Here is a 25,836-nt window from a genome sequence, read left to right as displayed (position 1 = left end):
TTGCCTGTCACCATTCACGAGGCACTAAAAACTCGCTTAGCTTAGCTTCTGGCGTTCCTGCTTGCGGTTGATATGCGTATTCCCAACGCGCTAACGGAGGCATCGACATCAAGATTGATTCGGTACGCCCACCGGTTTGCAGGCCAAACAGAGTGCCGCGATCCAACACCAAGTTAAATTCAACGTATCGACCGCGACGATAGAGTTGAAATTGGCGCTCTCGCTCTGTAAAGGGCGTGTTTTTGCGTTTTTCGACAATCGGCACATAAGCTTGGGTATAACCTTCGCCGACCGCCTGTATATAAGCGAAACATTGCTCGAATGGCCATTCATTGAGATCATCAAAAAACAATCCACCAATGCCGCGTGTTTCATTGCGATGCGGTAAGTAGAAGTAGCGATCACACCATGCTTTATGTTCGTTATAGATTTCTGCCCCAAAAGGGGCGCAGATATTTTTAGCGGTTTGATGCCAGTGCTGGCCATCCTCAATAAAGGGATAAAACGGCGTAAGGTCAAAACCACCACCAAACCACCAGATCGGAGCTTCGCCCTCTTTTTCAGCAATAAAAAAGCGCACATTGGCATGAGAGGTCGGGACATACGGATTTTTCGGGTGCATGACCAGAGAAACGCCCATAGCTTCAAAGCGGCGACCGGCCAATTCTGGACGATGGGCCGTCGCAGAGGCGGGCATCTGCTCACCAAATACATGGGAAAAGTTCACGCCACCTTGTTCGAAAACAGCGCCCTCACGCATGACTCGCGTACGACCACCACCACCTAGTTTCTCACCCGGTTCACGCTGCCACGCATCTTCGATAAATTGCGCTTGGCCATCTGTGGCTTCTAATTGTTGGCAAATCTTATCTTGTAGCTGCAGTAAAAAGTGCTTCACTGCTTGTTTATCGACTATCGACTCCACATTCTCTCCTGCGCAGGGTTATCCCTGTCTTAACACTTGTAAGCTGCGAGCATCACGAATTTCGCTCGGTCCATGACGGCCACTGGTCTTCCCTTCTACTACAACAGCAATCTGATTGCCTAGCTGAACCATAACCTCTTGTTGAGTTACGCACGCGGGCTGGCCACTTAGATTAGCACTGGTTGAAGTCAGTGGCTTCCCAAAGGCGAGACATAACTTCTGAACGACCGGATGATCCGAAACACGCACGGCAACGGTATCAAACTGACCACGAACCCAGCTTGGCGTATCACCGCAGGCTGGCATGACCCAAGTCAGTGGCGCGGGCCATGAAGCCAACACTTGTGTCAGTTGCTCTGCGGTTAATTGCGTTTCATCGACATAAGGGCGCAACTGCGCATAGCTAGCGGCAATTAAGATCACTCCTTTTTCCACGGGACGCTGCTTGATCGCCAATAAGTGCTGCATAGCGGTTTGGTTATCCGGATCACACCCCAAACCAAACACCCCTTCGGTTGGATAGGCAATAACGCAACCTTTGCGTAGCGCATCCACCGCCTGTTGTAGATTCTCCACGAGAGCCACTCCTCTTTCATTTGTGCTCAGTGTACAAATCGTGGAGTAATTGACCAGTTCTTCTCATCAACCAGAAAAAGCAAACGTTTGCTTGAGAAAAAAATCCCCGTATAATGCGCCGCAAACGGGCTTGTTTGTCCGATAAATAACACTGAAGGAGTTTGAGATGACAGTCGGTATTATCATGGGTTCCAAGTCAGACTGGCCAACCATGAAACACGCAGCAGAGATGCTTGACCAGTTTGGTGTGGCTTACGAGACCAAAGTGGTTTCTGCGCACCGTACTCCTCATCTTTTGGCCGACTACGCCTCTAGCGCCAAAGAACGCGGTTTACAAGTGATCATCGCTGGAGCGGGCGGTGCTGCGCATCTTCCCGGAATGGCCGCCGCATTCACTAGCTTGCCAGTGTTAGGTGTGCCCGTTCAATCTCGCGCTCTGTCTGGGCTCGACTCGTTATACTCCATTGTGCAGATGCCAAAAGGCATTGCGGTGGGTACGCTCGCCATTGGTGAAGCTGGTGCCGCGAATGCAGGATTACTTGCCGCACAAATCATCGGCATTCATAACCCAGAAGTGATGAGTAAAGTGGAAGCTTTCCGCGCTAAGCAGACTCAATCTGTGTTAGATAACCCAAACCCAGCTGAGGAGTAACAGATGCGTGTGTTGGTTCTCGGCGCTGGTCAGCTGGCGCGCATGATGTCGCTCGCCGGAGCACCACTCAATATTGAGACAATTGCCTTTGATGTCGGTAGCGAAAACATTGTTCATCCCTTAACCCAAACCGTGCTCGGCCATGGATTGGAGCAAGCGATTGAGCAAGCTGACGTTATCACCGCGGAGTTTGAACACATTCCGCATCCGATCCTCGATCTCTGTGCACGCAGTGGCAAGCTTTACCCAAGCGCTGAAGCCATCAAAGCCGGTGGCGATCGTCGTTTAGAAAAAGCCTTGCTGGATCGCGCCCAAGTGGCGAATGCACGTTATGCGATGATCCGCAGCCGAGAAGATCTGAGCGCTGCAATAGCCGAGATTGGATTGCCTATGGTGCTAAAAAGTGCACTCGGAGGCTACGATGGAAAAGGTCAATGGCGTTTGAAAGAACCAGCCCAGATCGAATCGGTTTGGCAAGAACTTGCGCAATATCTGGCAGCCAACCCCGAACAAGCAATTGTGGCAGAAGAGTTTGTCGCTTTTGATCGCGAAGTGTCACTGGTCGGCGCACGTAACCTAGCCGGCGATGTGGTGGTGTATCCTTTAGCGGAGAACGTTCATACCCAAGGTGTGTTGAGCCTTTCTACCGCCATTGATGCTCCTGCGCTACAAGCTCAAGCGGAAGCCATGTTTAAAGCGGTAGCCGAGCAGCTCAATTATGTCGGTGTATTAGCGCTGGAGTTTTTTGAAGTACAAGGCCAGTTATTGGTCAATGAAATTGCACCACGAGTTCATAACTCCGGTCACTGGACTCAACAAGGCGCAGAAACCTGTCAGTTCGAAAACCACTTACGCGCAGTGTGTGGTTTACCGCTGGGTAGCACCAAACTGGTTCGTGAAACCGCAATGATCAATATTCTCGGTGAAGACCAACTGCCCACAGAAGTATTGGCCCTAGAAGGCTGCCACGTACATTGGTACGGTAAAGCCAAACGCCCAGGACGCAAAATGGGGCATATCAATGTAACCGCTGATTACAGTGGTGAGTTACAGCGCAAATTATGCCAATTAGCAACTATGTTAGATGAGAAGGCTTTTCCTGCCGTACACGCCGTAGCCAATCAGATTCAAGATTAGTCAGCATATCTCATGATGGAACAAAGCCGCGTCTAACGCGGCTTTAACTTTGTATACGATGAGCATGATGAAGCTAGCTGTCCTGAATATGCCCACATTGACGATTAGCACATTGATAGCGCATGCCTGCTGCACTTTTCTTTTCCACCATCACCGCAAAGCCACACATTGCACAAGTCTGAGCAATCGGCTTAGCGTTTAGCGCAAATTTGCATTTAGGGTAAGCATCACAAGCATAAAATAGCTTGCCGAAGCGAGATTTGCGTTCGATAAGGTGGCCTTTGCTGCATTCCGGGCAAAGGATATCTGGCGATGTTTCCTCATGCGAAGGGGAATCCATCGACTCGATATGGTGGCACTGCGGGTAGTGACTACAGCCAATAAACATCCCGTAACGACCTTGGCGTAGCACCAGCTCATGTCCACACTCAGGACAAGGCACACCGAGTTCTTTGATGATATGCCCATCATTTTGATGCAGAGGTTTGATGTAGTCACACTCTGGATATGCGGTGCAACCTAAAAAAGGACCATGTTTGCCGTGGCGCAGTTGTAACGCTGCGCCACATTGCGGACAAGGGGAAGATTGCAGCGCATGCTCATGAGCAGCAAACAGTTGTGGATCGATTTTACGGCTCATAGGGTTAATGCAAGATACCTTGCTCTTGGCTATACAATAGCTCTTCCATCAAGGTATAAGCATTTTCATTGCCCGGCACATTAAACAGCACCATCATAATAATCCACTTTAAATCGTCGAGTTCAAACTCATCGGTTTCTAATCCCATGACACGGTCGATCACCATTTCACGAGTTTCTGGGGTCAGCACATTGATGTGTTCAAGAAACAGCAGAAAACCACGCGATTCGAGATCCAGTCGTTCGATCTCTTCCGGCGCGTAAATACGCATTGAAGTGGGTGCACTTTTCGCAATCGCGGTTTGTGCATCGGTTTGTTGCAAAGCCGCCAGCTCTTCCAACCAGTGGAGGGCCTTGTAGATGTCTTTTTGGTGAAACCCAGCGCGCAGCAGTTCATCTTCCAGCTGGTCCTGATCCACTTGCAAATCTGCATCGCTATGGACGTAGGTTTCGAACAGATACATCAAAATATCCATCATCATAGCTAGCCTCTCCCCTTTCTAATATAGCCACCAGGTACTGCAACCACATGCCCAAGGAGCTCAAGCTCCAAGAGCTGCATCATGATATCTTGCACCGGTATCTGGGTCCGGCTTGCGAGAATATCAATAGGTGTAGCTTCTATTCCTACGTTAGCTAACAGCTCGGGAAATGGCAATTCTTCATCGCCCTGTACAGCAGAAAAAAGTGTTGCTTGATAAGGAACTTGTTCAGAGAGTGACCAAGTCAGCGCATTTTTGAGCTCTTGATGAATTTGTTGCACACTTTGTACCAAGCAAGCGCCTTGGCGAATCAATTGATTGCTACCTTGGCTGGCGGCATTAAAAATCGAGCCGGGAACCACAAAAACCTCACGCCCTTGCTCAGCGGCGTAGCGTGCGGTGATGAGTGAACCGCTTTTCTCCGCAGCTTCTACCACCACAACACCGAGCGATAAGCCGCTGATAATTCGGTTACGGCGCGGAAAGTGATCGGCTTTAGGAGGTGTGTGAGGGGCAAACTCAGAAACCAAGGCCCCTTGGGCGATGATTCGCTCCGCTAACCCTTGATGCTGTTTGGGGTAAACCTGCGCCAGCCCTGAACCTAATACTGCCACGGTTTGCCCTTGTGCTTGCAAAGCTCCATCGTGCGCATAGCCATCAATACCAAGCGCTAAACCACTGGTGACCACTAAACCCGACTGCGCGAGCTCAGTGGCAAATTGGCGAGCGATCTGCCGCCCATCAACACTGGCATTGCGGCTACCGACGATAGCCACCGCAGGGTCATGCACCGCTTCCCATATTCCTTCGATAAACAGGATGGGAGGCGATGAGTTAATCTCTTTCAATAAACGAGGGTAAAGCGGGCAATGAGGAGTGACGATATAGCGGTTATTGGCTGCGGCACGCCATTGCAAACACTGCTCGGCTTGCTTAGCCGCTTGAGTGGTTAAAAACACCAGTTGTTCGGGCTTAAGCCCGCTGGCCAACCATTGCTTAGGCGTAAAACTTTGCAACTGGGCTGGCAAACGGGTCGCAAGCAGGTGAGAAATGGTTTTGCTGCCTAGTTTAGGAGTAAAACAGAGCGCCAACCATGCCGCTAAATCCTGATCTTTCATTAACTGACATCATCAACCAAATCGGTTTGTTCAGACAATTGCACCACCTCTGGCTGCTCGGTTTGAGGTGCTACCTGCGGAGACAGTGCGTGCACTTCAGCACTGATCGGTGCCGAACTATTGGTAATGAGTGCCAAGCTAAAACGCTCATAAGGACGAATCACCATCAAGGCGCCCACTTTTACACTTGGTAACTGTACGTCCGTGTTCGAACGCTCAGACAGGAAAGTAGACGAATCTTGCTTAGCTTTGACTTGGACTGCGGCTTGATACAGTTCAAACATACTGCCTTGCGCGACACCATCACTGCGGCCTTGGTCAATCACTACCACTTGATTCTGTCCGGCGTATTGACTCCCTTCAAGCGAACCCAGAATGCGAGCTTCACTCCCTGCAGGTGCTGGCTGCGGATAGAAGGTTGTCGACAGTTGGCGCTCCTCAAGATCGACTTCTGGCAAAGCAATATCATTGGCTAAAATCTCTTGATTTTGCTCTTGCAAGCTTAGTCCACTAAAGTTGCCCCCAGTCATTGCCAATTCACCCACCGCCACTAAACGCAGCGCCACCATGACTTCATCATCACGTTGATATTGTGCTACCTCGCGATAAATCCCCCACTTTTTCTCGCTGTGTACACCGGAGATGTAAAGCTGATCTTGCTTGGTGAGATATTGACGACCCTCACTGGAGCCAATCACACGCACGCTACCTTGCAAGGCGGTTTTCGCCATCAAACGGTCAGATTGTAAATAAGGCAGCACCAAGCCTTCTTGCACAGTCGGAACAGCTTGTTTTTCCAACACACGTACTTGCGGGCTCAGTTTGCGCATCGGTTTTAGACTGAGTACGGGTTGCCCATCACGCCAAAACAGCGTCAATTTATCACCGGGGTAGATCAAATGTGGGTTATCAATTTCTGGGTTCACTTGCCAAAGTCTCGGCCACAGCCATGGACTGTCGAGATACAAAGCGGAAATATCCCACAAGGTGTCACCTTTCACCACGGTATAGGTAGTCGGTGCATTGGGTTTGAGTGCCAGCGGCGTTTGCTCATCGGCGGTCACCTGTCCACTGAGCAGAGTGAAAGGCAATAAAGCGTAGGCAATATAACGGGTTAATCGTGCCATGACCTTGCTTCCTTGGTCGAAAAAATGACTGGGTTTCGGAGAAATCACGTCCGGATGCTGTCATTTGGGTCATAAAATGTCTAGAATTGAGCCAACACACATTAAGCTGTTTCGGCACAGTTCAACATTTCGAGTGTATATGTCTGTATTGCAAGTATTAACATTCCCAGATGATCGACTGCGTACCGTTGCGAAACCGGTCGAACAAGTCACCCCAGAAATCCAACAAATCGTCGATGATATGTTGGAAACCATGTATGCCGAAGAAGGCATCGGTTTAGCGGCGACCCAAGTCGATATTCACCAACGTATCGTGGTGATCGATATTTCTGAAACTCGCGATCAGCCTATGGTGTTGATTAACCCAGAGATCATCGAAAAGCGCGGTGAAGATGGCATTGAAGAAGGCTGTTTGTCCGTCCCGGGTGCGCGAGCTTTAGTGCCTCGCGCCGCAGAAGTAACCGTAAAAGCGCTGGATCGCAATGGTCAAGAGTACCAGTTTGATGCAGATGACCTGCTGGCTATCTGTGTACAGCACGAACTCGATCACCTCGCGGGCAAACTGTTTGTTGACTATCTGTCACCACTCAAACGCAACCGCATCAAAGAGAAGCTAGAGAAAATCAAACGCTTCAATGAGAAAAAATAAATTACTGTGAGGTAACCTTGAGCCAATCACTACGTATTGTCTTTGCAGGTACTCCGGATTTCGCCGCCCGTCACTTGGCGGCGTTATTGTCTTCGGAGCATGAGATTATTGCGGTCTACACCCAACCGGATCGCCCAGCGGGGCGCGGCAAAAAACTCACCGCTAGCCCAGTCAAAACCCTTGCACTTGAGCACAACGTTCCGGTTTATCAGCCAGAAAACTTTAAATCAGACGAGTCTAAACAACAACTTGCCGCACTCAACGCCGATTTAATGGTGGTCGTGGCTTACGGCTTGCTACTGCCTAAAGTAGTTTTGGATACACCTAAACTTGGCTGTATTAATGTGCACGGTTCGATTCTGCCGCGTTGGCGGGGTGCTGCGCCGATCCAGCGCTCCATTTGGGCGGGTGATAGCGAAACTGGCGTCACCATCATGCAGATGGATGTCGGCCTTGATACCGGCGATATGCTGAAAATCGCGACGCTACCGATCGAAGCGAGCGACACCAGTGCCTCGATGTACGACAAACTGGCAGAACTTGGTCCACAAGCGCTGCTTGAGTGCTTACAAGATATCGCTCAAGGCACAGCGGTTGCGGTCAAACAAGATGATGGATTGGCGAACTACGCGCATAAACTCAGCAAAGAAGAAGCACGTATTAACTGGAGTGATGCAGCGACACACATTGAGCGCTGTATTCGTGCCTTTAATCCATGGCCGATGAGCCATTTTGAGGTGGCGGAAAACAGCATCAAAGTCTGGCAAGCCCAAGTGGAACCCCACGCGGTGACTCAAGCTCCGGGCACCATTGTCCAAGCCGATAAAAGCGGCATTTACGTCGCAACCGGACAAGGCGTGTTGGTGCTCGAAAGCCTACAAATTCCGGGCAAAAAAGCCTTACCGGTACAAGATATTCTCAATGCGCGTGCCGACTGGTTTAGTGTCGGTTCCCAACTCAGTTAATCCTGAACCCTAGCCGATGGATGGCTAGGGTTTGGCTTTTTGTTTAGGTTTTATTATGAATGTTCGCGCCGCTGCTGCGTCGGCTCTTTACCAAGTGGTTGATTTAGGGCACTCACTGTCCAATGCTTTGCCTGCGGCTCAGCAGCAAATTCGCCCACGCGATCACGCCCTGCTGCAAGAGATCTGCTACGGCGTTTTGCGCCAATTGCCGCGTTTGGAATCCATCAGCCAAGCTCTGATGGAAAAACCGTTGAAAGGCAAACAACGCGTATTCCACTTCCTAATCCTCGTTGGCTTATACCAACTGAGCTTTATGCGCATTCCCGCCCATGCTGCGGTAGGGGAAACCGTCGAAGGCGCGCAAGATTTGCAAGGCCCTCGTCTGCGTGGCTTGATCAATGCGGTGCTGCGTAACTATCAGCGTGACCAAGAAGGCTTAGATGCTCAAGCCACCAGCCATGATGCTGGGCGCTACGGCCATCCGGGCTGGTTATTGAAATTGCTCAAAGAGAGCTACCCAGAGCAGTGGCAACAGATTGTTGAAGCCAACAACAGCAAAGCGCCGATGTGGCTACGCGTCAACCATCAGCACCATACTCGTGCTGAGTATCAAGCCCTGCTCGAACAAGCTGGCATCGTCACTACGCCTCATGCGCAAGCCGAAGATGCGCTGTGCTTAGAAACGCCTTGCGATGTACACCAACTGCCGGGTTTCGCTGAAGGTTGGGTTTCAGTACAAGATGCCGCTGCGCAGTTAGCACTGACTTACCTTGCACCGCAAGCAGGAGAGCTGATTTTAGATTGCTGCGCTGCCCCCGGTGGCAAAACTGCGCACATCTTGGAGCGCACACCAGAGAGCCAAGTCGTCGCGATTGATTGTGATGAAACTCGCCTCAAACGCGTGCGAGAAAACCTGCAGCGTTTACAGCTCACTGCGCAAGTGATTTGTGGCGATGCGCGTTACCCGCAACAGTGGTGGCAAGGCGAACAGTTTGACCGCATCTTGTTGGATGCGCCTTGTTCGGCGACCGGCGTGATTCGCCGCCATCCCGACATCAAATGGCTGCGCCGCGCAGACGATATCGCGGCATTAGCCGAGCTACAGCGCGAAATTTTGGATGCGATGTGGCAACAACTCAAACCCGGTGGTAGTTTGGTCTACGCAACGTGTTCGATCACACCACAAGAAAACCGCCTACAGGTCAAAGCGTTCCTTGAACGCACGCCAGATGCGCGCTTAGTGGGTTCCGATCCCGCGCAGCCCGGCCGCCAAATCCTTCCCGGAGAGGAAGCGATGGACGGTTTCTATTACGCCGTATTAAGCAAACAGCACTGATTCGGTCAACCAAGGTGAGCCACAACTCACCTTGGGCGTGAGCAAACAAAGAGAACAAGTTATGAAAATCATCATTCTTGGTGCAGGACAAGTCGGCGGCACGCTCGCTGAAAACTTGGTAGGCGAAAACAACGACATTACTGTGGTCGATAAAAACGCTGACCGACTGCGCGATTTACAAGATAAATATGATTTGCGTGTAGTCAATGGCCACGCCAGCCACCCTGATGTGCTACGCGAAGCTGGCGCACAAGATGCTGACATGCTGGTCGCGGTCACCAATACCGATGAAACCAACATGGCCGCTTGTCAGGTCGCCTTTACTCTGTTTAACACGCCCAACCGGATTGCGCGTATCCGCTCTCCGCAATATCTCGCTGAAAAAGAAGCGCTGTTTCAATCTGGCGCGGTCCCGGTCGATCACCTGATTGCACCGGAAGAACTGGTCACCAGCTATATCGAGCGCTTGATCCAGTATCCGGGCGCGCTGCAAGTGGTGAGCTTCGCCGAAGAAAAAGTCAGCTTGGTGGCCGTCAAAGCGTATTACGGTGGTCCACTGGTTGGTAACGCCCTTTCTGCCCTGCGCGATCACATGCCGCACATCGATACTCGCGTGGCGGCGATTTTCCGTCAGGGACGCCCAATTCGTCCGCAAGGCACCACCATTATTGAAGCGGATGATGAAGTGTTTTTCGTCGCCGCGAGTAACCATATTCGCTCGGTGATGAGTGAGTTGCAGCGCCTTGAAAAACCGTATCGTCGGATCATGATTGTCGGCGGCGGTAACATAGGCGCCAGCCTCGCTAAACGCTTAGAGCAAACTTACAGCGTTAAGCTGATTGAACACAATTACCAACGTGCGGAACAGTTATCTGAACAGTTGGAAAATACCATCGTCTTTTGTGGAGATGCCGCGGACCAAGAGCTGCTGTCTGAAGAGAATATCGATCAGGTCGATGTGTTTATCGCCCTCACCAATGAAGATGAAACCAACATCATGTCGGCCATGCTTGCCAAACGCATGGGAGCCAAGAAAGCCATGGTGCTTATCCAGCGCAGCGGCTATGTCGATTTAGTCCAAGGCGGTGTGATTGATGTGGCGATCTCCCCGCAGCAAGCGACCATTTCTGCGCTACTCACTCACGTGCGCCGCGCCGATATTGTCAACGTCTCTTCATTACGCCGTGGAGCGGCAGAAGCAATTGAAGCGATCGCCCATGGCGATGAATCAACCTCTAAGGTAGTAGGACGAGCGGTGGGCGATATTAAACTGCCTCCGGGCACGACAATTGGCGCTATTGTGCGGGGCGAAGAAGTGCTGATTGCCCATGACCGCACTGTCATCGAGCAAGACGATCACGTCGTCATGTTCTTGGTCGATAAAAAATATGTGCCCGACGTGGAAACGCTATTCCAGCCGAGCCCATTCTTCTTGTAAAGGTTGGCGCTATGCTCAACTTACGCCCAATTACGTTTATCATCGGGCTGGTACTGTCTAAGCTAGCCCTATTCATGTACGTGCCGACTCTAGTGGCATTTTTTACTGGCAGCGGCGGTTTTCTCGATTTCGCGCAAGCCGTCATCATTACCCATCTGGTGGCGTTTCTCTGCTTAAGTATCGGTCGCACTGAACATTTTCGGCTCAACGTACGTGATATGTTCCTGATCACCAGCTTGGTATGGACAATTGCCAGCGCATTTGCTGCTCTGCCTTTTGTGTTTATCAACCACATCAGCTTTACCGATGCCTATTTTGAAACCATGTCCGGCCTTACCACCACAGGCTCCACGGTACTCAGTGGCCTAGATGATATGCCGCCCAGTATTTTGCTATGGCGCTCCATTTTGCAATGGTTAGGTGGGGTGGGCTTTATCGTGATGGCGGTAGCGGTGTTGCCGATGCTCAACGTTGGGGGGATGAAGCTGTTCCAAACCGAATCGTCTGATTGGTCGGATAAAAGCAGCCCGCGCGCGAAAACCGTCGCGAAAAACATTGTGGCGGTGTATCTGGTTTTGACTGGGCTCTGTTTTTTGAGCTATATCGCCACGGGTATGACGCCGTTTGAAGCGATTAATCACGCCTTTACCACGCTTTCCACCGGCGGCTACTCGACCAGTGATAGCTCGATGAACCGCTTCTCACACGGCGCGCACTGGGTTGGCACACTCTTTATGTTTCTCGGCGGCCTGCCATTTTTACTGTTTGTGCAGGCTCTGCGCAAACAGAGTGCACGAGCCCTACTCAAAGATGAGCAGGTACGCGGCTTCTTCTGGCTCTTTATGATCTCCAGTTTGCTGGTCGCAGGTTGGTTGTGGCTCAAAAACGATTACGCGATATTGGATGCGCTGCGAGTTTCGATGTTTAACATTGTCTCCGTCGTCACAACCACGGGCTATGGTCTGGATGATTTCACCGCGTGGGGCGCGCTCCCCTCAACCATTTTTGCCTTCCTATTGATGGCCGGCGCTTGCTCGGGCTCTACCTCTGGCGGAATTAAGGTCTTTCGTTTCCAAATCGCGATGGCACTGCTCAAAAAGCAACTGCTGAACCTCATCCACCCTTCTGGCATTTTTATCCAGCGCTATAACAAGCGCCCGGTCAATGAAGAGATCATCCGCTCCGTAGTCGCCTTTGGCTTGACGTTTTTCATCACTATCGTGGTACTGGCTGGCGCGTTATCGGCAATGGGATTGGATTCGGTGACCAGTATCTCTGGCGCGGTCACTGCCGTGGCTAACGTGGGTCCAGGTATGGGCAGCATCATTGGCCCAACGGGTAACTTTGCCCCTCTACCGGATGCCGCCAAATGGCTCTTGAGCTTTGGAATGTTGATGGGACGTTTAGAAATTCTGACGATTTTAGTGCTCTTTTTCCCTGCATTCTGGCGTCACTAAAAGGAAACATAATGAAAAAACTCATATTGGCAGCCAGCATAGTGAGCTTATCCACTTGGGCAGGTGAAACCGTACAGCTCAAGGATGGCCGCTATATTCAGCTCAACGATGACTTTACTTGGCAGTATGTGCCACAAGAGACTCAGCAGACAAACGAGCTGACTCCTCTCGTGCTCGCTGCACCGGTGATCGCTCAACCGACATTGAGTGGTGTGACAATCACTGTGGGTGATCATCGCCCTGTTTTGCAACTCAGTGATTCAGGCGTCGATGTGGTACTGAGCGCTCCGCGCTATGAGCATGGAAAACTCAAACTGAGCAGTGCCATCACCAACCAGAGTAGTCAGTCAGTGATTGCGGTTCGTCTCGCGATTCGAGTACAGGATGCACAAGGCGTGTGGAGTGAAGAGCAGGAAGTGACGATTTGGCAGTCGATCAAACGTATGTCGGAAACCTATTTGCGCCCGCGCACTTCGGTGGAAGGTAAACCACTGGAGTTAAACCTCGCAGAGCAGAGTCAGTACACACTACACGCTACCATCAAACAGATTGAAACGCGCTAAATGCGCGTTTCCTCTTTTATCTATCTTATCCGTCAAAGCTAAATCGGCTCGACATACAGATAAATGGCCAAGAAATGGCATGCGCATCCCGCCAGCACAAAAGCGTGCCAAATGGCATGGTTGTAAGGGATCCGTTTGGCGACGTAGAAAATCACCCCGAGTGAATAGATAAGTCCACCCGCCGCCAGCAGAGTGAGCCCTCCCACCTCAAGATGAATAGCAAGCTGGTAAATCACGATCAGCGAAAGCCAACCCATGGTCAGATACGTCACCAAAGAGAGCTTTTTGAAGCGGTAGACAAAAGCAATTTTCATCAGAATGCCAATAAGCGCGAGCGACCAGATCACAATCATCAAACCAACCGCCAGTGGTGTGCGCAAGCTGACCAGTAGAAATGGCGTATAACTGCCCGCAATCAATAGATAAATAGCACAGTGATCAAAGGTTTTTAGCCAACGTTTTGCACGTTGATAAGGGATAGCGTGGTACAGCGTAGAAGCCAAAAATAGCGCAATCATACTGCCGCCATAAATGCTCATGCTGGTAATGGTCAATACATCGGCTTGCTGATCCACCGCTTTGACCAACAGCAGCACTAAACCAACTATCCCTAAGATAAGGCCAACGCCATGACTTATCGCATTGGCCACTTCTTCTTTAAAGCCATAACTGTTCGACATGCTCACTCAATCCGAGTCTGAAACTTGGCTTTAGTATCGCACATTGAGCTTACAGGTGTTAGCTAAAAATTCATACCGCGTGATCAGCAGCTGCGATCAAGAAACGCCAACACTTGCTCCCCGGCTTCCTGTGGTGATGTGTGCGCAGATAAAGTGAGATGTCGCTTGAGCTCACCACGCCCTAGCAAGCTGGCCAACATGCCGGATGCGCCTCGTTGATAACGATCGACCTCAAACCAGAGCTGTAAGGCTTCAGGATCACGATAAGCCACGATTTCAACTTCACGCCAGCGGCCTTGAAATGGCCCCGTGGTAGGGACAAATTCGAACTCTTGCACAAAAGGCAGTGCGAAGCCTTTGGCTTGCTCACACTCAACCTGACGTAAACGTAAACCTTGTGCTTCCAGCGCACTAAAAATACCATCCATCATCGGCTCAGGGCGCACGGTGAGAATGTCCTTATCGGTAGGATCCAGCGCCAGCGCAATATCTAATCCAGTCTCCAACCAGACTTTGGCATCCCCTATCGTCACTGGGGTATTCCAAGGGATGCTGAGTTCGATATCAAAATTACGCGTTTCACCCGCCTCAATCGTAAAGGCATACGGCAAAGACCAGTTGGCTAAGGTGTAGGTATGAGGAACTCGGCGCATTGACTGGCCTTGTTGCTGACCGCGCTCATCCGCCACTTCCGCAATATAACGGCAACAAAGTTTGAGCTCGATATTATCAATGACTTGCGCTGTTGCGCCGCCATAAACATGGATGATGACCTTAACGGATTGGCCGGGATAGAGCACTTCCTGCTGCAATACCGAATCGACTTTCGCAGAGCCAATCCCAAAACTGGCGAGGGTTTTCTTGATAAACGACATAGACACCTCCTGTTGTGAGAATTGCATAGTAAGGGCTAACCCTTGTCTCACTCAATCCACGCAGTTGAAAATAAATATTACGCAAAATTGGTCAACTATCGATCATTTTAGTAACTGGTGCTACTCTATTTGCGATATGAACGCATATCATTATTCCTGTCTCATTGTTCGGATCGGCAATCGCCAAAAGAGTGAATCTCGGTTACGTCCTGTACTCAAGAGCCACTCATAATGAGCCAGGGTGTAGCATCGGCAATGGATATGCCTGACAGTTAGGTTATGTCATGCGCCCAACAACCGTCAGGTTTTCAAATACAAACCGTAGTGCAATGCGTCGCCGCAGTGGTTTTGCAGTGGCTCCCGTTGCGAAAAAAACAGCAACAGCCCCCACGCTGGTTGAAAGAAATGCGTTGACCGCATCCCCCGAAACCAAAGTGGTTCAGGCAGCTTAATTGAAAAGCGCAGTAAAACCTGCGCTTTTTTCTTCCCTGCGAATTGGTATTGCTCAGCGCTTTTGATACCTTTAGCCACAAATCACTATACCCAAACAACTTGGAGTTGCAGGTAGGCGGCAAGTGAGTGAGTCCCCATGAGCATAGATAGACTATGTGATTGGGGAGAACGAACGTAGCCCCCCCTGCCGCTTCAAGTAGGAAGGGTATATAAAAATTGTGGAGAAAGTCATGAAATGTCATCGTGTAGAAGAACTACTGCAACTGCTTGAGCCTGAATGGCACAAAGATTCCGAGCTCAACTTAATTCAATTCTTGCTTAAACTGGCTCAAGAAGCGGGTTACCAAGGTGCTCTCGAAGATCTGACCGATGATGTGCTGATTTACCATCTCAAGATGCGTAACAGCGCGAAAGATGCGGTGATCCCGGGACTTAAAAAAGATTATGAAGATGATTTCAAAACCGCCATTTTACGTGCGCGAGGCATCATCAAGTAATTCTGCTGATAACGTTGTTCGGCAGCCCACATCCAACCCCAAAATGGGCAAGCGGCGAAAGCCGCTTTTTTATCAAGTCGTTAATAGGGTGAAGAATTGTAAGGAAATTTGTTGTTAAAGGTTGATTGCCTTAAAGAAATAAACGTTTGATTGACGCTATACTTACGGCCTAAAAAACCATCAGTCCCCTCTTACATCAGCCTTTAAGAGGGAATGAGCAATGTATTTGAGTGTGAACAAAAGAAATCACACCGAATGCCTGAAAAGGATAGTGTCATGAGTCAGGATAAAATCGATGTTAAAGATGTGACTCCCAAAGTGTTCAACCCCAAGACCCACAAAGGGCAAGGCGGGGATCGCTTTAACCCAAGTAATCACATCTATGTTCGTGAAAGTAAAGGCACCTACCAGAAACTGCGCCGTTATGGTGGCTGGTTTCTGCTGCTGTTATTTGGGTTGGTTCCTTGGATCTCTTATGGCGCTCGGCAAGCCATCTTGCTCGATATCGGCCACCAGCAATTTAACTTCTTCGGAACTACCCTCTACCCACAAGATCTGACCTTACTAGCGCTGCTGTTTATGATCGCCGCCTTCGGCCTGTTCTTTATCACTACCTTCTTAGGCCGTGTCTGGTGTGGTTATCTCTGCCCGCAAACCGTGTGGACGTTTATGTACATCTGGTTTGAAGAAAAACTCGAAGGCAATGCCAACAAAAGACGCAAACAAGACAACAGTCCGATGACGGCAGAACTGGTGGCGCGTAAAACCTTAAAGCATATCGCTTGGTTGGCGATTGCCTTAGTCACTGGTTTCACTTTTGTCGGCTACTTTGTGCCCATTCGCGCACTGGTGATCGACTTCTTTACTTTAAGTGCTGCGTTCTGGCCGGTGTTTTGGGTACTGTTTTTTGCCCTTTGTACTTACGGCAACGCCGGCTGGATGCGCTCAATCATGTGTATTCACATGTGCCCATATGCGCGCTTCCAATCCGCCATGTTCGATAAAGATACCTTTATTGTCGGCTACGATGTCGCGCGCGGCGAACAACGTGGGCCACGCTCTCGCAAAGCGGATCCCAAAGCGCTCGGTTTAGGCGACTGTATTGATTGCGATCTCTGCGTGCAAGTCTGCCCAACCGGTATCGATATTCGTGACGGCTTGCAGTATGAGTGCATCAACTGCGGTGCGTGTATTGATGCTTGTGACAACACCATGGAACGCATGGGCTACGCGAAAGGGCTGATCAGCTACACCACAGAACATCGCCTATCTGGCAAACACACCAAAGTGATGCGCCCCAAACTGCTCGGTTATGGAGCGGTGTTCTTGGTCATGATTGGCTTGTTCTTTGCTCAAGTGGCCGCCGTGGATCCCGCGGGGTTAACCGTTCTTCGCGATCGCACTCAACTGTTTAGAACCAACAGCTCGGGCGAAATTGAAAACACTTACAACCTCAAGGTGATCAACAAAACCCAGCAGCCACAGACCTATCAGCTGTCGGTGAAAGGATTGGATCCGGTCTCTTGGTACGGCAAACAAAGTGTGGTTGTGCAACCGGGTGAAGTACTCAATCTCCCGATGACGCTCGGAGCCAAACCAGAAAATCTCAGCTCTGCGGTCACGACAATTCAGTTTATACTGCACGACGAAAGCCACCAATTTACCCTTGAAGTCGAGAGCCGATTTATTCAAAAGCTCTGACACTCACCAGTATGGTAAAGGGCTCAGTAATGAGCCCTTTTTATTCAATGACCCAAGCCACGTTTCATTTTGATGCTTTAACTCCCGATCTGATTTGGTACGCGCTGGAAAGTATCGGCATTCGTGCTGAGTCAGGCTTTTTGCCACTCAACAGCTATGAAAACCGCGTCTACCAGTTTACCGATGAAGAGCGTCGCCGCTTTGTGGTGAAATTTTATCGCCCACAACGTTGGACCGATGAGCAGATCCAAGAAGAGCATGATTTCGCGCTCGAACTGGAACAAGAAGAGATCCCGATCGTCCCGCCGCTGAGACTCAATGGCGCGACGCTACACCACTATCAAGGCTACCGTTTTGCCCTGTTTACCAGCATGGGCGGTCGCCAATACGAAGTGGATAATGAGGAACACTTAGAGTGGGTTGGCCGCTTTCTGGGGCGCATTCACAAAGTCGGAGCAAGTAAACCCTTTCTCCACCGCCCAACTCTGTCGCTGGATGAATACTTACATCAACCCAGACATACCTTGGAGTACAGTCACTGCATTCCTGCCCATTTGCAGCGGGTCTTTTTTCACGATCTCGATATTTTGATTGCTGAAATCAAGCAGCATTGGGTACCCACCCAGCCTCAGATCCGTCTGCACGGAGACTGCCACCCCGGCAATATTTTATGGCGCGATGGCCCGATGTTTGTCGATCTGGATGACGCACGTAACGGCCCTGCCATTCAAGATCTCTGGATGCTGTTGCATGGTGATCGCCAAGACAAACTGATCCAATTAGATATCGTTTTGGAAGGCTACCAAGAGTTTTGCGATTTTAATCCTCAACAATTGAAACTAATCGAGCCTTTACGTGGTCTACGCATGGTGCACTACATGGCATGGCTCGCCAAACGCTGGCAAGATCCGGCTTTTCCAATCGCATTTCCGTGGTTTAATGACGCGAAATACTGGGAGAATCAGATCCTCGCTTTTAAAGAGCAGATTGCCACTTTACAAGAACCCCCGTTATCATTGCAGCCGCAGTGGTAAGCCAACACAATAAATCCAATGGAGAAAGTCATGAAAAAGCTGTTTGCACTGGTTGCAACTCTGATGTTAAGCGTGTCAGCCTATGCGGCTCAATTTAAAGAAGGTGAACACTACCAAGTGTTAAAAACACCCGCTTCTTCTTCACCAGTCGTCAGTGAGTTCTTCTCATTTTACTGCCCGCACTGTAACACTTTCGAACCCATTATTGCTCAGTTGAAGCAGCAACTGCCGAAAGATGCAAAATTCGAGAAAAACCACGTCTCTTTCATGGGTGGTAACATGGGGCAAGCGATGAGCAAAGCGTACGCGACCATGATTACGCTGAAAGTGGAAGATAAAATGGTGCCAGTGATGTTTAACCGCATCCACACTCTGCGTAAGCCACCAAAAGATGAACAAGAACTGCGCCAAATCTTTCTAGATGAAGGGATTGATGCCGAGAAATTTGATGCGGCTTACAACGGCTTTGCCGTGGATTCAATGGTGCGCCGTTTTGATAAACAGTTCCAAGATAGCGGCCTAACTGGTGTACCTGCCGTTGTTGTTAACAACCGTTATTTGGTACAAGGTCAAGCGGTAAAAACGCTGGATGAATATTTCGCACTAGTGAACTTCTTACTCACCAAAAAACAATAATATTTATCCCAAGCGACTTGGCGATGCTGCGTCAAGCTGAGCTAGCAGATAAACATTGACCACGATTAAGGAGCCAACGGCTCCTTAATTTTTTCTACACATTTTGAGCAGTTAGCTGTTTGAGTAAGCGATCCATGGCTCGATAGCCCAACGCCTCGGCAAGATGTGGACGAGCGATCTGCGCTTCACCTTGCAAATCCGCTATGGTTCGCGCCACTTTAATGATGCGATGGTAAGCCCGAATCGATAAACCCAAGCGATGCAGCGCGCTTTCTAGAAATTCCGCATCCGCTTTAAGCAAAGGGCAATACTGTTCAATTTCTCGGCTTTGCAGCAAAGCGTTCACTTTGCCCGCTCGCGCCAACATACGCTCACGCGCTACCCACACTCGCTGGCGCACAGCTGCCGTCGATTCACCACGATCGCCCCCATTGGCGAGCGTACCTTTGGGTAACGCTGGGATCTCAATTGACATATCAAAGCGATCCAACAAAGGGCCTGAAAGCCGACTCAAATAACGCAAAATACTCTGCGGATTGGCACGGGCCTGACTGCCTTCGTAGTAGCCCGTGGGGCTTGGATTTAACGCGCCGACCAATTGAAAGCGCGCCGGAAAACGGGTTTTCCCCTGCGCGCGAGAAATCACGATCTCCCCCGATTCCAGCGGTTCACGCAGTGAATCAAGCACTTTACGCTCAAACTCCGGCATTTCGTCCAAAAACAGTAGTCCATTATGGGCAAGAGAAATTTCACCGGGGCGCGGAATGGTGCCGCCCCCGACTAAAGCCGCCATTGAGCTTGAATGATGCGGCGCACGAAAAGGGCGCAATTTCCAGTTGTGTTGGTTTATCTCTTGCTGCGTGAGAGAGGCAATCGAGGCTGTTTCCATTGCCTCTTCATCACTCATTTCTGGCAGTAAATCGCACAGCCGTGAAGCGAGCATGGTTTTACCCGTCCCCGGAGGGCCGAGAAACAATAGGTTGTGATTACCAGCCGCAGCGATTTCCAAAGCTCGTTTTCCCTGCTGCTGACCTATGATGTCTTGCAGATCGCGCGTCTGACTCACTTGTTGCACACTGGGCGAACTTTGAAACAAAGATAGAGTTTGCTGACCACACAAGTCTGCACACACTTCGAGTAAGCTTTGCGCCGACTTATGCCGCTCAACCCCGACCAAAGCCGCCTGATCGCCATTACTGTGCGGCACCACCAAACAGCGCTGCACTTGGTTAGCCGCGAGCGCGGCAGGCAAAACCCCTTTCACGCCACGAATTTCGCCCGATAGCGCCAATTCGCCGATAAATTCGTAACTTTCGAGCTTATTTCGCGCAATTTGATCCGAGGCCGCCAAAATGCCGAGTGCAATCGGCAAATCAAAACGTCCCCCCTCTTTGGGTAAATCGGCTGGGGCTAAATTGACCGTAATGCGCTTTGCTGGAAACTCAAAGCGAGAATTGATGATCGCGCTGCGCACCCTATCGCGCGACTCTTTTACTGTGGTTTCTGGCAATCCTACCAAGGTAAACCCCGGCATCCCGTTACTGATGTGAACCTCAACCGTGACCGGAGGTGCCTGCACGCCAATACTGGCGCGGCTATGAATGATCGCAAGTCCCATTGCATCCCTTAGTATTTGATCAAAAAGCCTTCAGCGCCTGAATAAGTGGCGATAAAAAGCACAGAATGGGTTATATAGCGTGGTGAGATAAAACGGGAATGTGAAAAAAGAATGAGTTTTTGCTTGTCATGTAACGAAGATGTGTGTTAACACTAGAAGCGCAAACACATTGGTAAGATATTAGTTCAACCCTAAAAAACGACTTTACTATGAACTTGAACGCTCGCATCAACGCTCTAATTAACCTAATTATCGTGGTCATTCTAGTGACGACGCGGGGGCGAGTGGGCGAAAAATAAGTAACCAAATCCAAAAAAACCCCCGCACTGAAAAGTCCGGGGGTTTTTTTACAACTCAGACAGACTAAAAAAAGCACATTCTGAACAGGTTATACCCAAGCTCGGATAGATACAGGTCAGTACTTATCCATTGGAATATCCCCAGAATACGCAGGAAGAATGGGAGCGGCACATGAAGTGCAAACACAACACACAGGAAGGCAGCGACACGTATTGTTGCCATAAGGAGGCACGATGACCGGAGCACAGTTAGTCGTTGCCGCATTGAAACAACAGGGCATCAAAACCGTTTTTGGTTACCCTGGCGGCGCTATCATGCCGATTTATGATGCGCTGTATGACGGAGGTGTTGAGCACATCCTCTGCCGCCATGAACAAGGTGCGGCCATGGCCGCGATTGGTATGGCGCGCTCAACGCAGAAAGTGGCGGTGTGCATGGCCACATCTGGCCCCGGCGCCACCAACTTGGTGACAGGTTTGGCGGATGCCTTTCTTGATTCGGTTCCGCTCGTCGCCATCACTGGCCAAGTTGCCAGCTCACACATTGGTACTGATGCGTTTCAAGAGATGGATGTGATCGGCATGTCGCTCTCTTGTACCAAGCACAGCTACTTAGTCACCGACATCAACGAGCTAGCCCCCACGTTAGCCGAAGCGTTTGAAGTCGCGCAGACCGGTCGTCCCGGCCCAGTGTTGGTGGATATCGCCAAAGACGTACAGCTCGGCAAAGCGCCGGTCTCCGCTTTGCCAAGCTTTACCCCACCCGCTATGCCACATGTGGATGCAACGCAGCTAGCCAACGCACAAGCGCTGCTCGCGCAAAGTAAGCGCCCAGTATTGTATGTCGGTGGTGGTGTGCAACTGGCAAATGCCACAAACACAGTGCGTGAGTTTTTACGCCTCAATCCTATGCCTTCAGTGAGCACACTCAAAGGCTTAGGAACCATTGAACGTCACGACCCACACTATCTTGGCATGCTCGGCATGCACGGCACCAAAGCGGCAAACTTGATCGTGCAAGAGTGTGATTTGCTGATCGCGGTTGGCGCGCGTTTCGATGACCGCGTGACAGGTAAGCTCGATACCTTTGCGCCTCACGCCAAAGTGATCCATGTCGATATCGATGCCGCCGAGTTCAACAAACTGCGTCATGCCCATGCTGCACTGCGCGGTGATATCAACCTCATCCTGCCGCAGTTGGAACTGAGCCACGATATTTCACCTTGGGTGCATCATAGTGAGAGCCTGCGTAGCGGGTTCAAATGGCGCTACGATCATCCGGGCGACAACATCTTCGCACCACTGCTGCTCAAGCAACTGTCGGACATGATGCCGGACTCTTCGATTGTCTCGACCGACGTTGGCCAACACCAAATGTGGGCCGCGCAGCACATTCAGCCACGCGCACCACAAAACTTCATCTCGTCCGCAGGCCTTGGCACCATGGGCTTTGGTTTACCGGCAGCAATGGGTGCTGCGGTTGCGCGTCCTGACGATCAATCGATCCTGATCAGTGGTGATGGTTCTTTCATGATGAACGTGCAAGAACTTGGCACACTCAAGCGTCGCCAGATCCCCGTCAAAATGGTGCTACTGGATAACCAACGTTTGGGCATGGTGCGCCAATGGCAATCACTGTTTTTTGATGGTCGCCACAGCGAAACCATTTTGGATGACAACCCAGATTTCGTGATGCTGGCCAAAGCCTTCAACATCCCCGGCAAAACCATCAGCCGCAAAGAAGAAGTGGAACCTGCGCTGCGTGAAATGCTGGCCAGCAAAACCGCTTATCTGCTGCACGTGCTGATTGATGAAGAAGAGAACGTGTGGCCACTGGTGCCACCGGGCGCATCCAATACCGACATGCTTGAGAACACCTAAGGAGAGGCCACATGCAACGTTATCTACTCGATATTAAAGCGGACGATAAACCGGTGTTATTAGAGCGCGTGTTGCGCGTGACGCGCCATCGTGGATTTGTCATCAAGCAAGTCGCGGCAACCCAAAATCATGAAAGTAAAATCGCCAGCGTTGAGATCATTGTCGACAGTGACAGACCGATCACGACCCTGACCAATCAAATTGAAAAACTGTGGGATGTGCGTACTGTGGAAGTCACAGCGATCAGAAATGACGAGCTGCCCAATAACAACTTACAACAAAAGATTTGTGCATAAGGAAGGCAATCATGGCAACAAAAACAGCTGATTACATTTGGTTCAATGGCGAAATGATCCCATGGGCGAATGCGACCGTTCACGTACTCACCCATGCAATGCACTACGGCACTTCGGTGTTTGAAGGCGTTCGCTGCTACAACACGCCAAAAGGCCCTATCATCTTCCGCCATCGCGAACACGCGCAGCGCCTGCTTGATTCAGCCAAAATTTACCGCTTCCCAATCCCCTATTCGATTGAGACCATCATGGAAGCGACGCGCGAAACCTTGCGCGTCAACAAACTCGATAACGCTTACATTCGCCCATTGGCGTATGTGGGTAACGTGGGTCTTGGCGTGTGTCCGCCAGTCGGCACCGAAATGGATCTGATGATTGCCGCTTTCCCTTGGGGGGCTTACCTTGGCGAAGAAGCACTAGAAAATGGCGTGGATGCCATGGTTTCAAGCTGGCATCGTGCGGCACCGAACACCATTCCAACCGCGGCAAAAGCGGGTGGTAACTACCTATCTTCTCTACTGGTTGGTGGTGAAGCACGTCGCCACGGTTACGCGGAAGGCATCGCGCTGAGTGTCGATGGTTATCTTTCTGAAGGTGCGGGCGAAAACATTTTCGTGGTGAAAAACGGCGTGATCCTGACCCCACCGACCACCAGCTCCATCCTACCGGGCATCACCCGTGATTCGATCATGACGCTGGCGCGCGACATGGGTTATGAAGTGCGCGAAGCCAACATCTCCCGCGAAGCGCTCTATCTGGCCGACGAAATTTTCATGACCGGCACCGCAGCCGAAGTGGTTCCCGTGCGTAGCGTGGATATGATTTCCGTAGGCGCAGGAAAACGCGGCCCCATCACCAAAGTGGTACAAGATGCTTACTTTGGTCTGTTCAAAGGCACCACGGAAGATAAGTGGGGCTGGTTGGATTACGTTTACCCAGCAGAAAAGTAAGGAGTTTCCATGCCTAAGTACCGTTCCGCCACCACCACACACGGACGTAACATGGCGGGTGCGCGCGCATTATGGCGCGCCACTGGCGTCAAAGAGGAAGATTTTGGTAAACCGATCATTGCAGTGGTCAACTCCTTCACTCAATTTGTTCCCGGCCATGTGCATTTAAAAGATCTCGGCCAACTGGTTGCGCGCGAAATTGAAGCCGCGGGCGGCATTGCCAAAGAATTCAACACCATTGCGGTCGATGACGGGATCGCCATGGGTCACGGCGGCATGCTCTACTCGCTGCCATCGCGTGAACTGATCGCCGATTCCGTCGAGTACATGGTTAACGCGCACTGCGCCGATGCCATGGTGTGTATCTCCAACTGTGACAAAATCACTCCGGGAATGCTGATGGCGGCAATGCGCCTCAATATCCCGGCGATTTTCGTCTCTGGCGGCCCGATGGAAGCGGGAAAAACCAAACTTTCTGACCAAATCATCAAGCTCGACTTGGTCGATGCCATGATCCAAGGCGCTGACCCCAAAGTATCGGATGCCCAGAGTGAGCAGATCGAACGCTCGGCGTGCCCAACGTGTGGCTCTTGCTCAGGGATGTTTACCGCCAACTCGATGAACTGTTTGACTGAAGCGCTGGGTCTCTCTCAGCCGGGCAACGGCTCACTGCTCGCCACGCATGCCGATCGCAAACAGCTGTTTTTGACCGCAGGGCAACGGATTGTTGAGCTGACCAAACGTTACTACGAGCAAGATGATGCCTCAGTTTTGCCACGCAACATTGCCAACAAAGCCGCGTTTGAAAACGCCATTGCGCTGGATATTGCGATGGGCGGCTCCACCAACACGGTGTTACATCTGTTGGCCGCTGCGCAGGAAGGCGACGTGGAATTTGATATGACTGATATCGATCGCATGTCTCGCCAAGTACCACACTTATGTAAAGTCGCGCCTTCGACTCAGAAATACCATATGGAAGATGTACACCGCGCGGGCGGCGTAATGGGCATTTTGGGTGAGCTGCAACGTGCAGGCCTACTCAAGGATCAAACCCGCACCGTACTCGGCATTTCGCTGCAAGAGCAGCTGGCACAATACGATGTGAAGCAAACCAACGATCCAGCGGTACATACTATGTTCCGCGCAGGCCCTGCTGGCATTCGCACTACTCAAGCTTTCTCACAAGATTGTCGTTGGGATACGCTCGATGACGATCGCCAAGAGGGGTGTATTCGCGATAAAGCGCACGCTTTCAGTCAAGATGGTGGCCTTGCCGTACTCAAAGGCAACTTGGCGATTGACGGCTGCATCGTAAAAACCGCTGGCGTGGATGAAAGTATCCTCAAATTCCGTGGTCCTGCTGTGGTGTATGAAAGTCAGGAGGATGCGGTCAGCGGCATTCTTGGCGGCCAAGTCAAAGCCGGTGACGTCGTGGTTATTCGTTATGAAGGGCCAAAAGGCGGTCCGGGCATGCAAGAGATGCTCTACCCAACCACTTACCTCAAATCGATGGGACTGGGTAAACAGTGCGCGCTACTGACCGATGGCCGCTTCTCCGGTGGTACGTCCGGCTTGTCGATTGGTCACGCCTCTCCGGAAGCGGCGAATGGCGGTACGATTGGCTTGGTACGCAGTGGCGATAGCATCGCGATTGATATTCCCAACCGTTCGATCACGCTCGAAGTCAGCGAATCTGAGCTAGCAGCTCGCCGCGCTGAACAAGATAAACTCGGCTGGAAACCAGTGGATCGCCAGCGTACCGTTTCTTTGGCGCTGAAAGCTTATGCCAGCATGGCAACCAGCGCCGACAAAGGTGCAGTGCGCGATAAGTCCAAACTTGAGGGCTAAG

26 protein-coding genes are annotated in these 25,836 nt (G+C 50.9%); 16 read left to right on the top strand and 10 right to left on the bottom strand.

Annotation, left to right across the window (positions count from 1 at the left end):
• Window positions 1-7 precede the first annotated feature (7 nt).
• Window positions 8-925: an oxygen-dependent coproporphyrinogen oxidase gene (gene hemF, locus R4537_RS05545; protein WP_071178309.1), complete on the bottom strand. Its 918-nt coding sequence runs from the start codon at window positions 923-925 to the stop codon at window positions 8-10.
• A gap of 18 nt (window positions 926-943) precedes the next feature.
• The gene (gene tsaC / locus R4537_RS05540; RefSeq protein ID WP_069647589.1) at window positions 944-1,501 is read right to left on the bottom strand and encodes an L-threonylcarbamoyladenylate synthase type 1 TsaC; all 558 of its coding nucleotides are present in this window, start codon (window positions 1,499-1,501) and stop codon (window positions 944-946) included.
• Between the two features lie 166 nt (window positions 1,502-1,667).
• Here tsaC and purE point away from each other — a divergent pair, with 166 nt between their 5' ends.
• Together purE and R4537_RS05530 are read left to right on the top strand one after the other, a co-directional pair.
• Window positions 1,668-2,153, top strand: coding sequence for a 5-(carboxyamino)imidazole ribonucleotide mutase (gene purE, locus R4537_RS05535; protein WP_071178308.1), 486 nt, complete (start codon window positions 1,668-1,670; stop codon window positions 2,151-2,153).
• 3 nt (window positions 2,154-2,156) lie between these two features.
• Window positions 2,157-3,290, top strand: a complete 1,134-nt coding sequence (locus R4537_RS05530; protein ID WP_071178307.1) for a 5-(carboxyamino)imidazole ribonucleotide synthase — start codon at window positions 2,157-2,159, stop codon at window positions 3,288-3,290.
• Between the two features lie 73 nt (window positions 3,291-3,363).
• Here the strand turns inward: R4537_RS05530 and R4537_RS05525 are convergent, their stop codons facing one another.
• The 4 genes from R4537_RS05525 to R4537_RS05510 are packed head-to-tail and all read right to left on the bottom strand — an operon-like array spanning window position 3,364 to window position 6,656.
• Window positions 3,364-3,930: a DNA topoisomerase family protein gene (locus tag R4537_RS05525; protein ID WP_071178306.1), complete on the bottom strand. Its 567-nt coding sequence runs from the start codon at window positions 3,928-3,930 to the stop codon at window positions 3,364-3,366.
• A 4-nt stretch (window positions 3,931-3,934) separates the two neighbouring features.
• Window positions 3,935-4,411, bottom strand: a complete 477-nt coding sequence (locus R4537_RS05520; RefSeq protein WP_000979770.1) for a DUF494 family protein — start codon at window positions 4,409-4,411, stop codon at window positions 3,935-3,937.
• A 2-nt stretch (window positions 4,412-4,413) separates the two neighbouring features.
• On the bottom strand, window positions 4,414-5,529 hold the full coding sequence (dprA, locus tag R4537_RS05515) for a DNA-processing protein DprA (protein ID WP_071178305.1): 1,116 nt from the start codon (window positions 5,527-5,529) through the stop codon (window positions 4,414-4,416).
• A complete protein-coding gene (locus tag R4537_RS05510) occupies window positions 5,529-6,656 on the bottom strand; it encodes a LysM peptidoglycan-binding domain-containing protein (RefSeq protein WP_071178304.1) in 1,128 nt (375 codons plus the stop codon). Before R4537_RS05510 ends, dprA begins: the two co-directional genes overlap by 1 nt.
• A gap of 139 nt (window positions 6,657-6,795) precedes the next feature.
• Here R4537_RS05510 and def point away from each other — a divergent pair, with 139 nt between their 5' ends.
• From def to R4537_RS05480, 6 genes are all read left to right on the top strand, one after another.
• Window positions 6,796-7,305, top strand: a complete 510-nt coding sequence (gene def / locus R4537_RS05505; RefSeq protein WP_000115010.1) for a peptide deformylase — start codon at window positions 6,796-6,798, stop codon at window positions 7,303-7,305.
• A gap of 17 nt (window positions 7,306-7,322) precedes the next feature.
• Window positions 7,323-8,270 carry a methionyl-tRNA formyltransferase gene (gene fmt / locus R4537_RS05500; RefSeq protein ID WP_071178303.1) on the top strand — a complete coding sequence of 316 codons (948 nt, stop codon included), beginning with the start codon at window positions 7,323-7,325 and terminating at the stop codon, window positions 8,268-8,270.
• Window positions 8,271-8,325: 55 nt separating this feature from the next.
• Entirely contained in the window at window positions 8,326-9,606 is a 1,281-nt protein-coding gene (gene rsmB / locus R4537_RS05495) for a 16S rRNA (cytosine(967)-C(5))-methyltransferase RsmB (RefSeq protein ID WP_001102805.1), read from the top strand.
• A gap of 61 nt (window positions 9,607-9,667) precedes the next feature.
• Complete coding sequence (trkA, locus tag R4537_RS05490) at window positions 9,668-11,044, top strand: Trk system potassium transporter TrkA (protein WP_000691366.1); 1,377 nt, start codon at window positions 9,668-9,670, stop codon at window positions 11,042-11,044.
• A gap of 11 nt (window positions 11,045-11,055) precedes the next feature.
• Entirely contained in the window at window positions 11,056-12,501 is a 1,446-nt protein-coding gene (locus R4537_RS05485; protein ID WP_000933527.1) for a TrkH family potassium uptake protein, read from the top strand.
• Between the two features lie 11 nt (window positions 12,502-12,512).
• Window positions 12,513-13,064: a DUF3157 family protein gene (locus R4537_RS05480; protein WP_071178302.1), complete on the top strand. Its 552-nt coding sequence runs from the start codon at window positions 12,513-12,515 to the stop codon at window positions 13,062-13,064.
• A gap of 38 nt (window positions 13,065-13,102) precedes the next feature.
• Here R4537_RS05480 and trhA read toward each other — a convergent pair whose 3' ends face one another.
• The 3 genes from trhA to R4537_RS05465 all read right to left on the bottom strand — a co-directional run bounded on the left by trhA (window position 13,103) and on the right by R4537_RS05465 (window position 15,150).
• Window positions 13,103-13,744 (bottom strand): PAQR family membrane homeostasis protein TrhA, encoded by a 642-nt coding sequence (gene trhA, locus R4537_RS05475; RefSeq protein ID WP_071178301.1) that lies wholly within the window; start codon window positions 13,742-13,744, stop codon window positions 13,103-13,105.
• 83 nt (window positions 13,745-13,827) lie between these two features.
• Window positions 13,828-14,619, bottom strand: coding sequence for a sporulation protein (locus tag R4537_RS05470; protein WP_071178300.1), 792 nt, complete (start codon window positions 14,617-14,619; stop codon window positions 13,828-13,830).
• Window positions 14,620-14,919: 300 nt separating this feature from the next.
• Window positions 14,920-15,150 carry a hypothetical protein gene (locus R4537_RS05465; RefSeq protein WP_001051796.1) on the bottom strand — a complete coding sequence of 77 codons (231 nt, stop codon included), beginning with the start codon at window positions 15,148-15,150 and terminating at the stop codon, window positions 14,920-14,922.
• A gap of 152 nt (window positions 15,151-15,302) precedes the next feature.
• Between R4537_RS05465 and R4537_RS05460 the strand changes: the two genes are divergently transcribed.
• From R4537_RS05460 to R4537_RS05445, 4 genes are all read left to right on the top strand, one after another.
• A complete protein-coding gene (locus tag R4537_RS05460; RefSeq protein WP_000649654.1) occupies window positions 15,303-15,569 on the top strand; it encodes a YihD family protein in 267 nt (88 codons plus the stop codon).
• A 276-nt stretch (window positions 15,570-15,845) separates the two neighbouring features.
• Entirely contained in the window at window positions 15,846-17,270 is a 1,425-nt protein-coding gene (gene ccoG, locus R4537_RS05455) for a cytochrome c oxidase accessory protein CcoG (RefSeq protein WP_071178299.1), read from the top strand.
• Between the two features lie 47 nt (window positions 17,271-17,317).
• Window positions 17,318-18,304: a serine/threonine protein kinase gene (locus R4537_RS05450; protein WP_000189620.1), complete on the top strand. Its 987-nt coding sequence runs from the start codon at window positions 17,318-17,320 to the stop codon at window positions 18,302-18,304.
• 30 nt (window positions 18,305-18,334) lie between these two features.
• Window positions 18,335-18,940, top strand: a complete 606-nt coding sequence (locus R4537_RS05445; RefSeq protein ID WP_071178298.1) for a thiol:disulfide interchange protein DsbA/DsbL — start codon at window positions 18,335-18,337, stop codon at window positions 18,938-18,940.
• Window positions 18,941-19,034: 94 nt separating this feature from the next.
• On the opposite strand, the gene R4537_RS05440 is transcribed toward R4537_RS05445, so the two are convergent.
• Window positions 19,035-20,558, bottom strand: a complete 1,524-nt coding sequence (locus R4537_RS05440) for a YifB family Mg chelatase-like AAA ATPase (RefSeq protein WP_071178297.1) — start codon at window positions 20,556-20,558, stop codon at window positions 19,035-19,037.
• Window positions 20,559-21,091: 533 nt separating this feature from the next.
• Between R4537_RS05440 and ilvG the strand changes: the two genes are divergently transcribed.
• The 4 genes from ilvG to ilvD are packed head-to-tail and all read left to right on the top strand — an operon-like array spanning window position 21,092 to window position 25,835.
• Window positions 21,092-22,738 carry an acetolactate synthase 2 catalytic subunit gene (gene ilvG, locus R4537_RS05435; protein WP_000145258.1) on the top strand — a complete coding sequence of 549 codons (1,647 nt, stop codon included), beginning with the start codon at window positions 21,092-21,094 and terminating at the stop codon, window positions 22,736-22,738.
• Window positions 22,739-22,749: 11 nt separating this feature from the next.
• Window positions 22,750-23,034, top strand: a complete 285-nt coding sequence (gene ilvM, locus R4537_RS05430) for an acetolactate synthase 2 small subunit (RefSeq protein ID WP_001190201.1) — start codon at window positions 22,750-22,752, stop codon at window positions 23,032-23,034.
• A gap of 11 nt (window positions 23,035-23,045) precedes the next feature.
• The gene (gene ilvE / locus R4537_RS05425) at window positions 23,046-23,984 is read left to right on the top strand and encodes a branched-chain-amino-acid transaminase (protein ID WP_071178296.1); all 939 of its coding nucleotides are present in this window, start codon (window positions 23,046-23,048) and stop codon (window positions 23,982-23,984) included.
• A gap of 9 nt (window positions 23,985-23,993) precedes the next feature.
• Window positions 23,994-25,835: a dihydroxy-acid dehydratase gene (gene ilvD / locus R4537_RS05420; RefSeq protein ID WP_071178295.1), complete on the top strand. Its 1,842-nt coding sequence runs from the start codon at window positions 23,994-23,996 to the stop codon at window positions 25,833-25,835.
• The last annotated feature ends 1 nt before the right edge of the window (window position 25,836 follow it).

Source organism: Vibrio paracholerae (assembly GCF_037672085.1).
Lineage (GTDB): Bacteria > Pseudomonadota > Gammaproteobacteria > Enterobacterales > Vibrionaceae > Vibrio > Vibrio cholerae.
Note: the sequence above shows the minus strand (reverse complement) of the source record. Positions and strands in the feature narration are given on the sequence as shown.

What these genes read in the sequence shown, in the direction of transcription:
- R4537_RS05480 (WP_071178302.1), top strand. Translation starts at nt 12,513, where the DNA reads ATGAAAAAACTCATATTGGCAGCCAGCATAGTGAGCTTATCCACTTGG.
- purE (WP_071178308.1), top strand. Translation starts at nt 1,668, where the DNA reads ATGACAGTCGGTATTATCATGGGTTCCAAGTCAGACTGGCCAACCATG.
- ilvG (WP_000145258.1), top strand. Translation starts at nt 21,092, where the DNA reads ATGACCGGAGCACAGTTAGTCGTTGCCGCATTGAAACAACAGGGCATC.
- R4537_RS05525 (WP_071178306.1), bottom strand. Translation starts at nt 3,930, where the DNA reads ATGAGCCGTAAAATCGATCCACAACTGTTTGCTGCTCATGAGCATGCG.
- ilvM (WP_001190201.1), top strand. Translation starts at nt 22,750, where the DNA reads ATGCAACGTTATCTACTCGATATTAAAGCGGACGATAAACCGGTGTTA.
- rsmB (WP_001102805.1), top strand. Translation starts at nt 8,326, where the DNA reads ATGAATGTTCGCGCCGCTGCTGCGTCGGCTCTTTACCAAGTGGTTGAT.
- ccoG (WP_071178299.1), top strand. Translation starts at nt 15,846, where the DNA reads ATGAGTCAGGATAAAATCGATGTTAAAGATGTGACTCCCAAAGTGTTC.
- R4537_RS05450 (WP_000189620.1), top strand. Translation starts at nt 17,318, where the DNA reads ATGACCCAAGCCACGTTTCATTTTGATGCTTTAACTCCCGATCTGATT.
- R4537_RS05470 (WP_071178300.1), bottom strand. Translation starts at nt 14,619, where the DNA reads ATGTCGTTTATCAAGAAAACCCTCGCCAGTTTTGGGATTGGCTCTGCG.
- trhA (WP_071178301.1), bottom strand. Translation starts at nt 13,744, where the DNA reads ATGTCGAACAGTTATGGCTTTAAAGAAGAAGTGGCCAATGCGATAAGT.
- R4537_RS05440 (WP_071178297.1), bottom strand. Translation starts at nt 20,558, where the DNA reads ATGGGACTTGCGATCATTCATAGCCGCGCCAGTATTGGCGTGCAGGCA.
- R4537_RS05445 (WP_071178298.1), top strand. Translation starts at nt 18,335, where the DNA reads ATGAAAAAGCTGTTTGCACTGGTTGCAACTCTGATGTTAAGCGTGTCA.
- ilvE (WP_071178296.1), top strand. Translation starts at nt 23,046, where the DNA reads ATGGCAACAAAAACAGCTGATTACATTTGGTTCAATGGCGAAATGATC.
- def (WP_000115010.1), top strand. Translation starts at nt 6,796, where the DNA reads ATGTCTGTATTGCAAGTATTAACATTCCCAGATGATCGACTGCGTACC.
- R4537_RS05510 (WP_071178304.1), bottom strand. Translation starts at nt 6,656, where the DNA reads ATGGCACGATTAACCCGTTATATTGCCTACGCTTTATTGCCTTTCACT.
- ilvD (WP_071178295.1), top strand. Translation starts at nt 23,994, where the DNA reads ATGCCTAAGTACCGTTCCGCCACCACCACACACGGACGTAACATGGCG.
- R4537_RS05530 (WP_071178307.1), top strand. Translation starts at nt 2,157, where the DNA reads ATGCGTGTGTTGGTTCTCGGCGCTGGTCAGCTGGCGCGCATGATGTCG.
- R4537_RS05460 (WP_000649654.1), top strand. Translation starts at nt 15,303, where the DNA reads ATGAAATGTCATCGTGTAGAAGAACTACTGCAACTGCTTGAGCCTGAA.
- R4537_RS05520 (WP_000979770.1), bottom strand. Translation starts at nt 4,411, where the DNA reads ATGATGATGGATATTTTGATGTATCTGTTCGAAACCTACGTCCATAGC.
- dprA (WP_071178305.1), bottom strand. Translation starts at nt 5,529, where the DNA reads ATGAAAGATCAGGATTTAGCGGCATGGTTGGCGCTCTGTTTTACTCCT.
- trkA (WP_000691366.1), top strand. Translation starts at nt 9,668, where the DNA reads ATGAAAATCATCATTCTTGGTGCAGGACAAGTCGGCGGCACGCTCGCT.
- R4537_RS05485 (WP_000933527.1), top strand. Translation starts at nt 11,056, where the DNA reads ATGCTCAACTTACGCCCAATTACGTTTATCATCGGGCTGGTACTGTCT.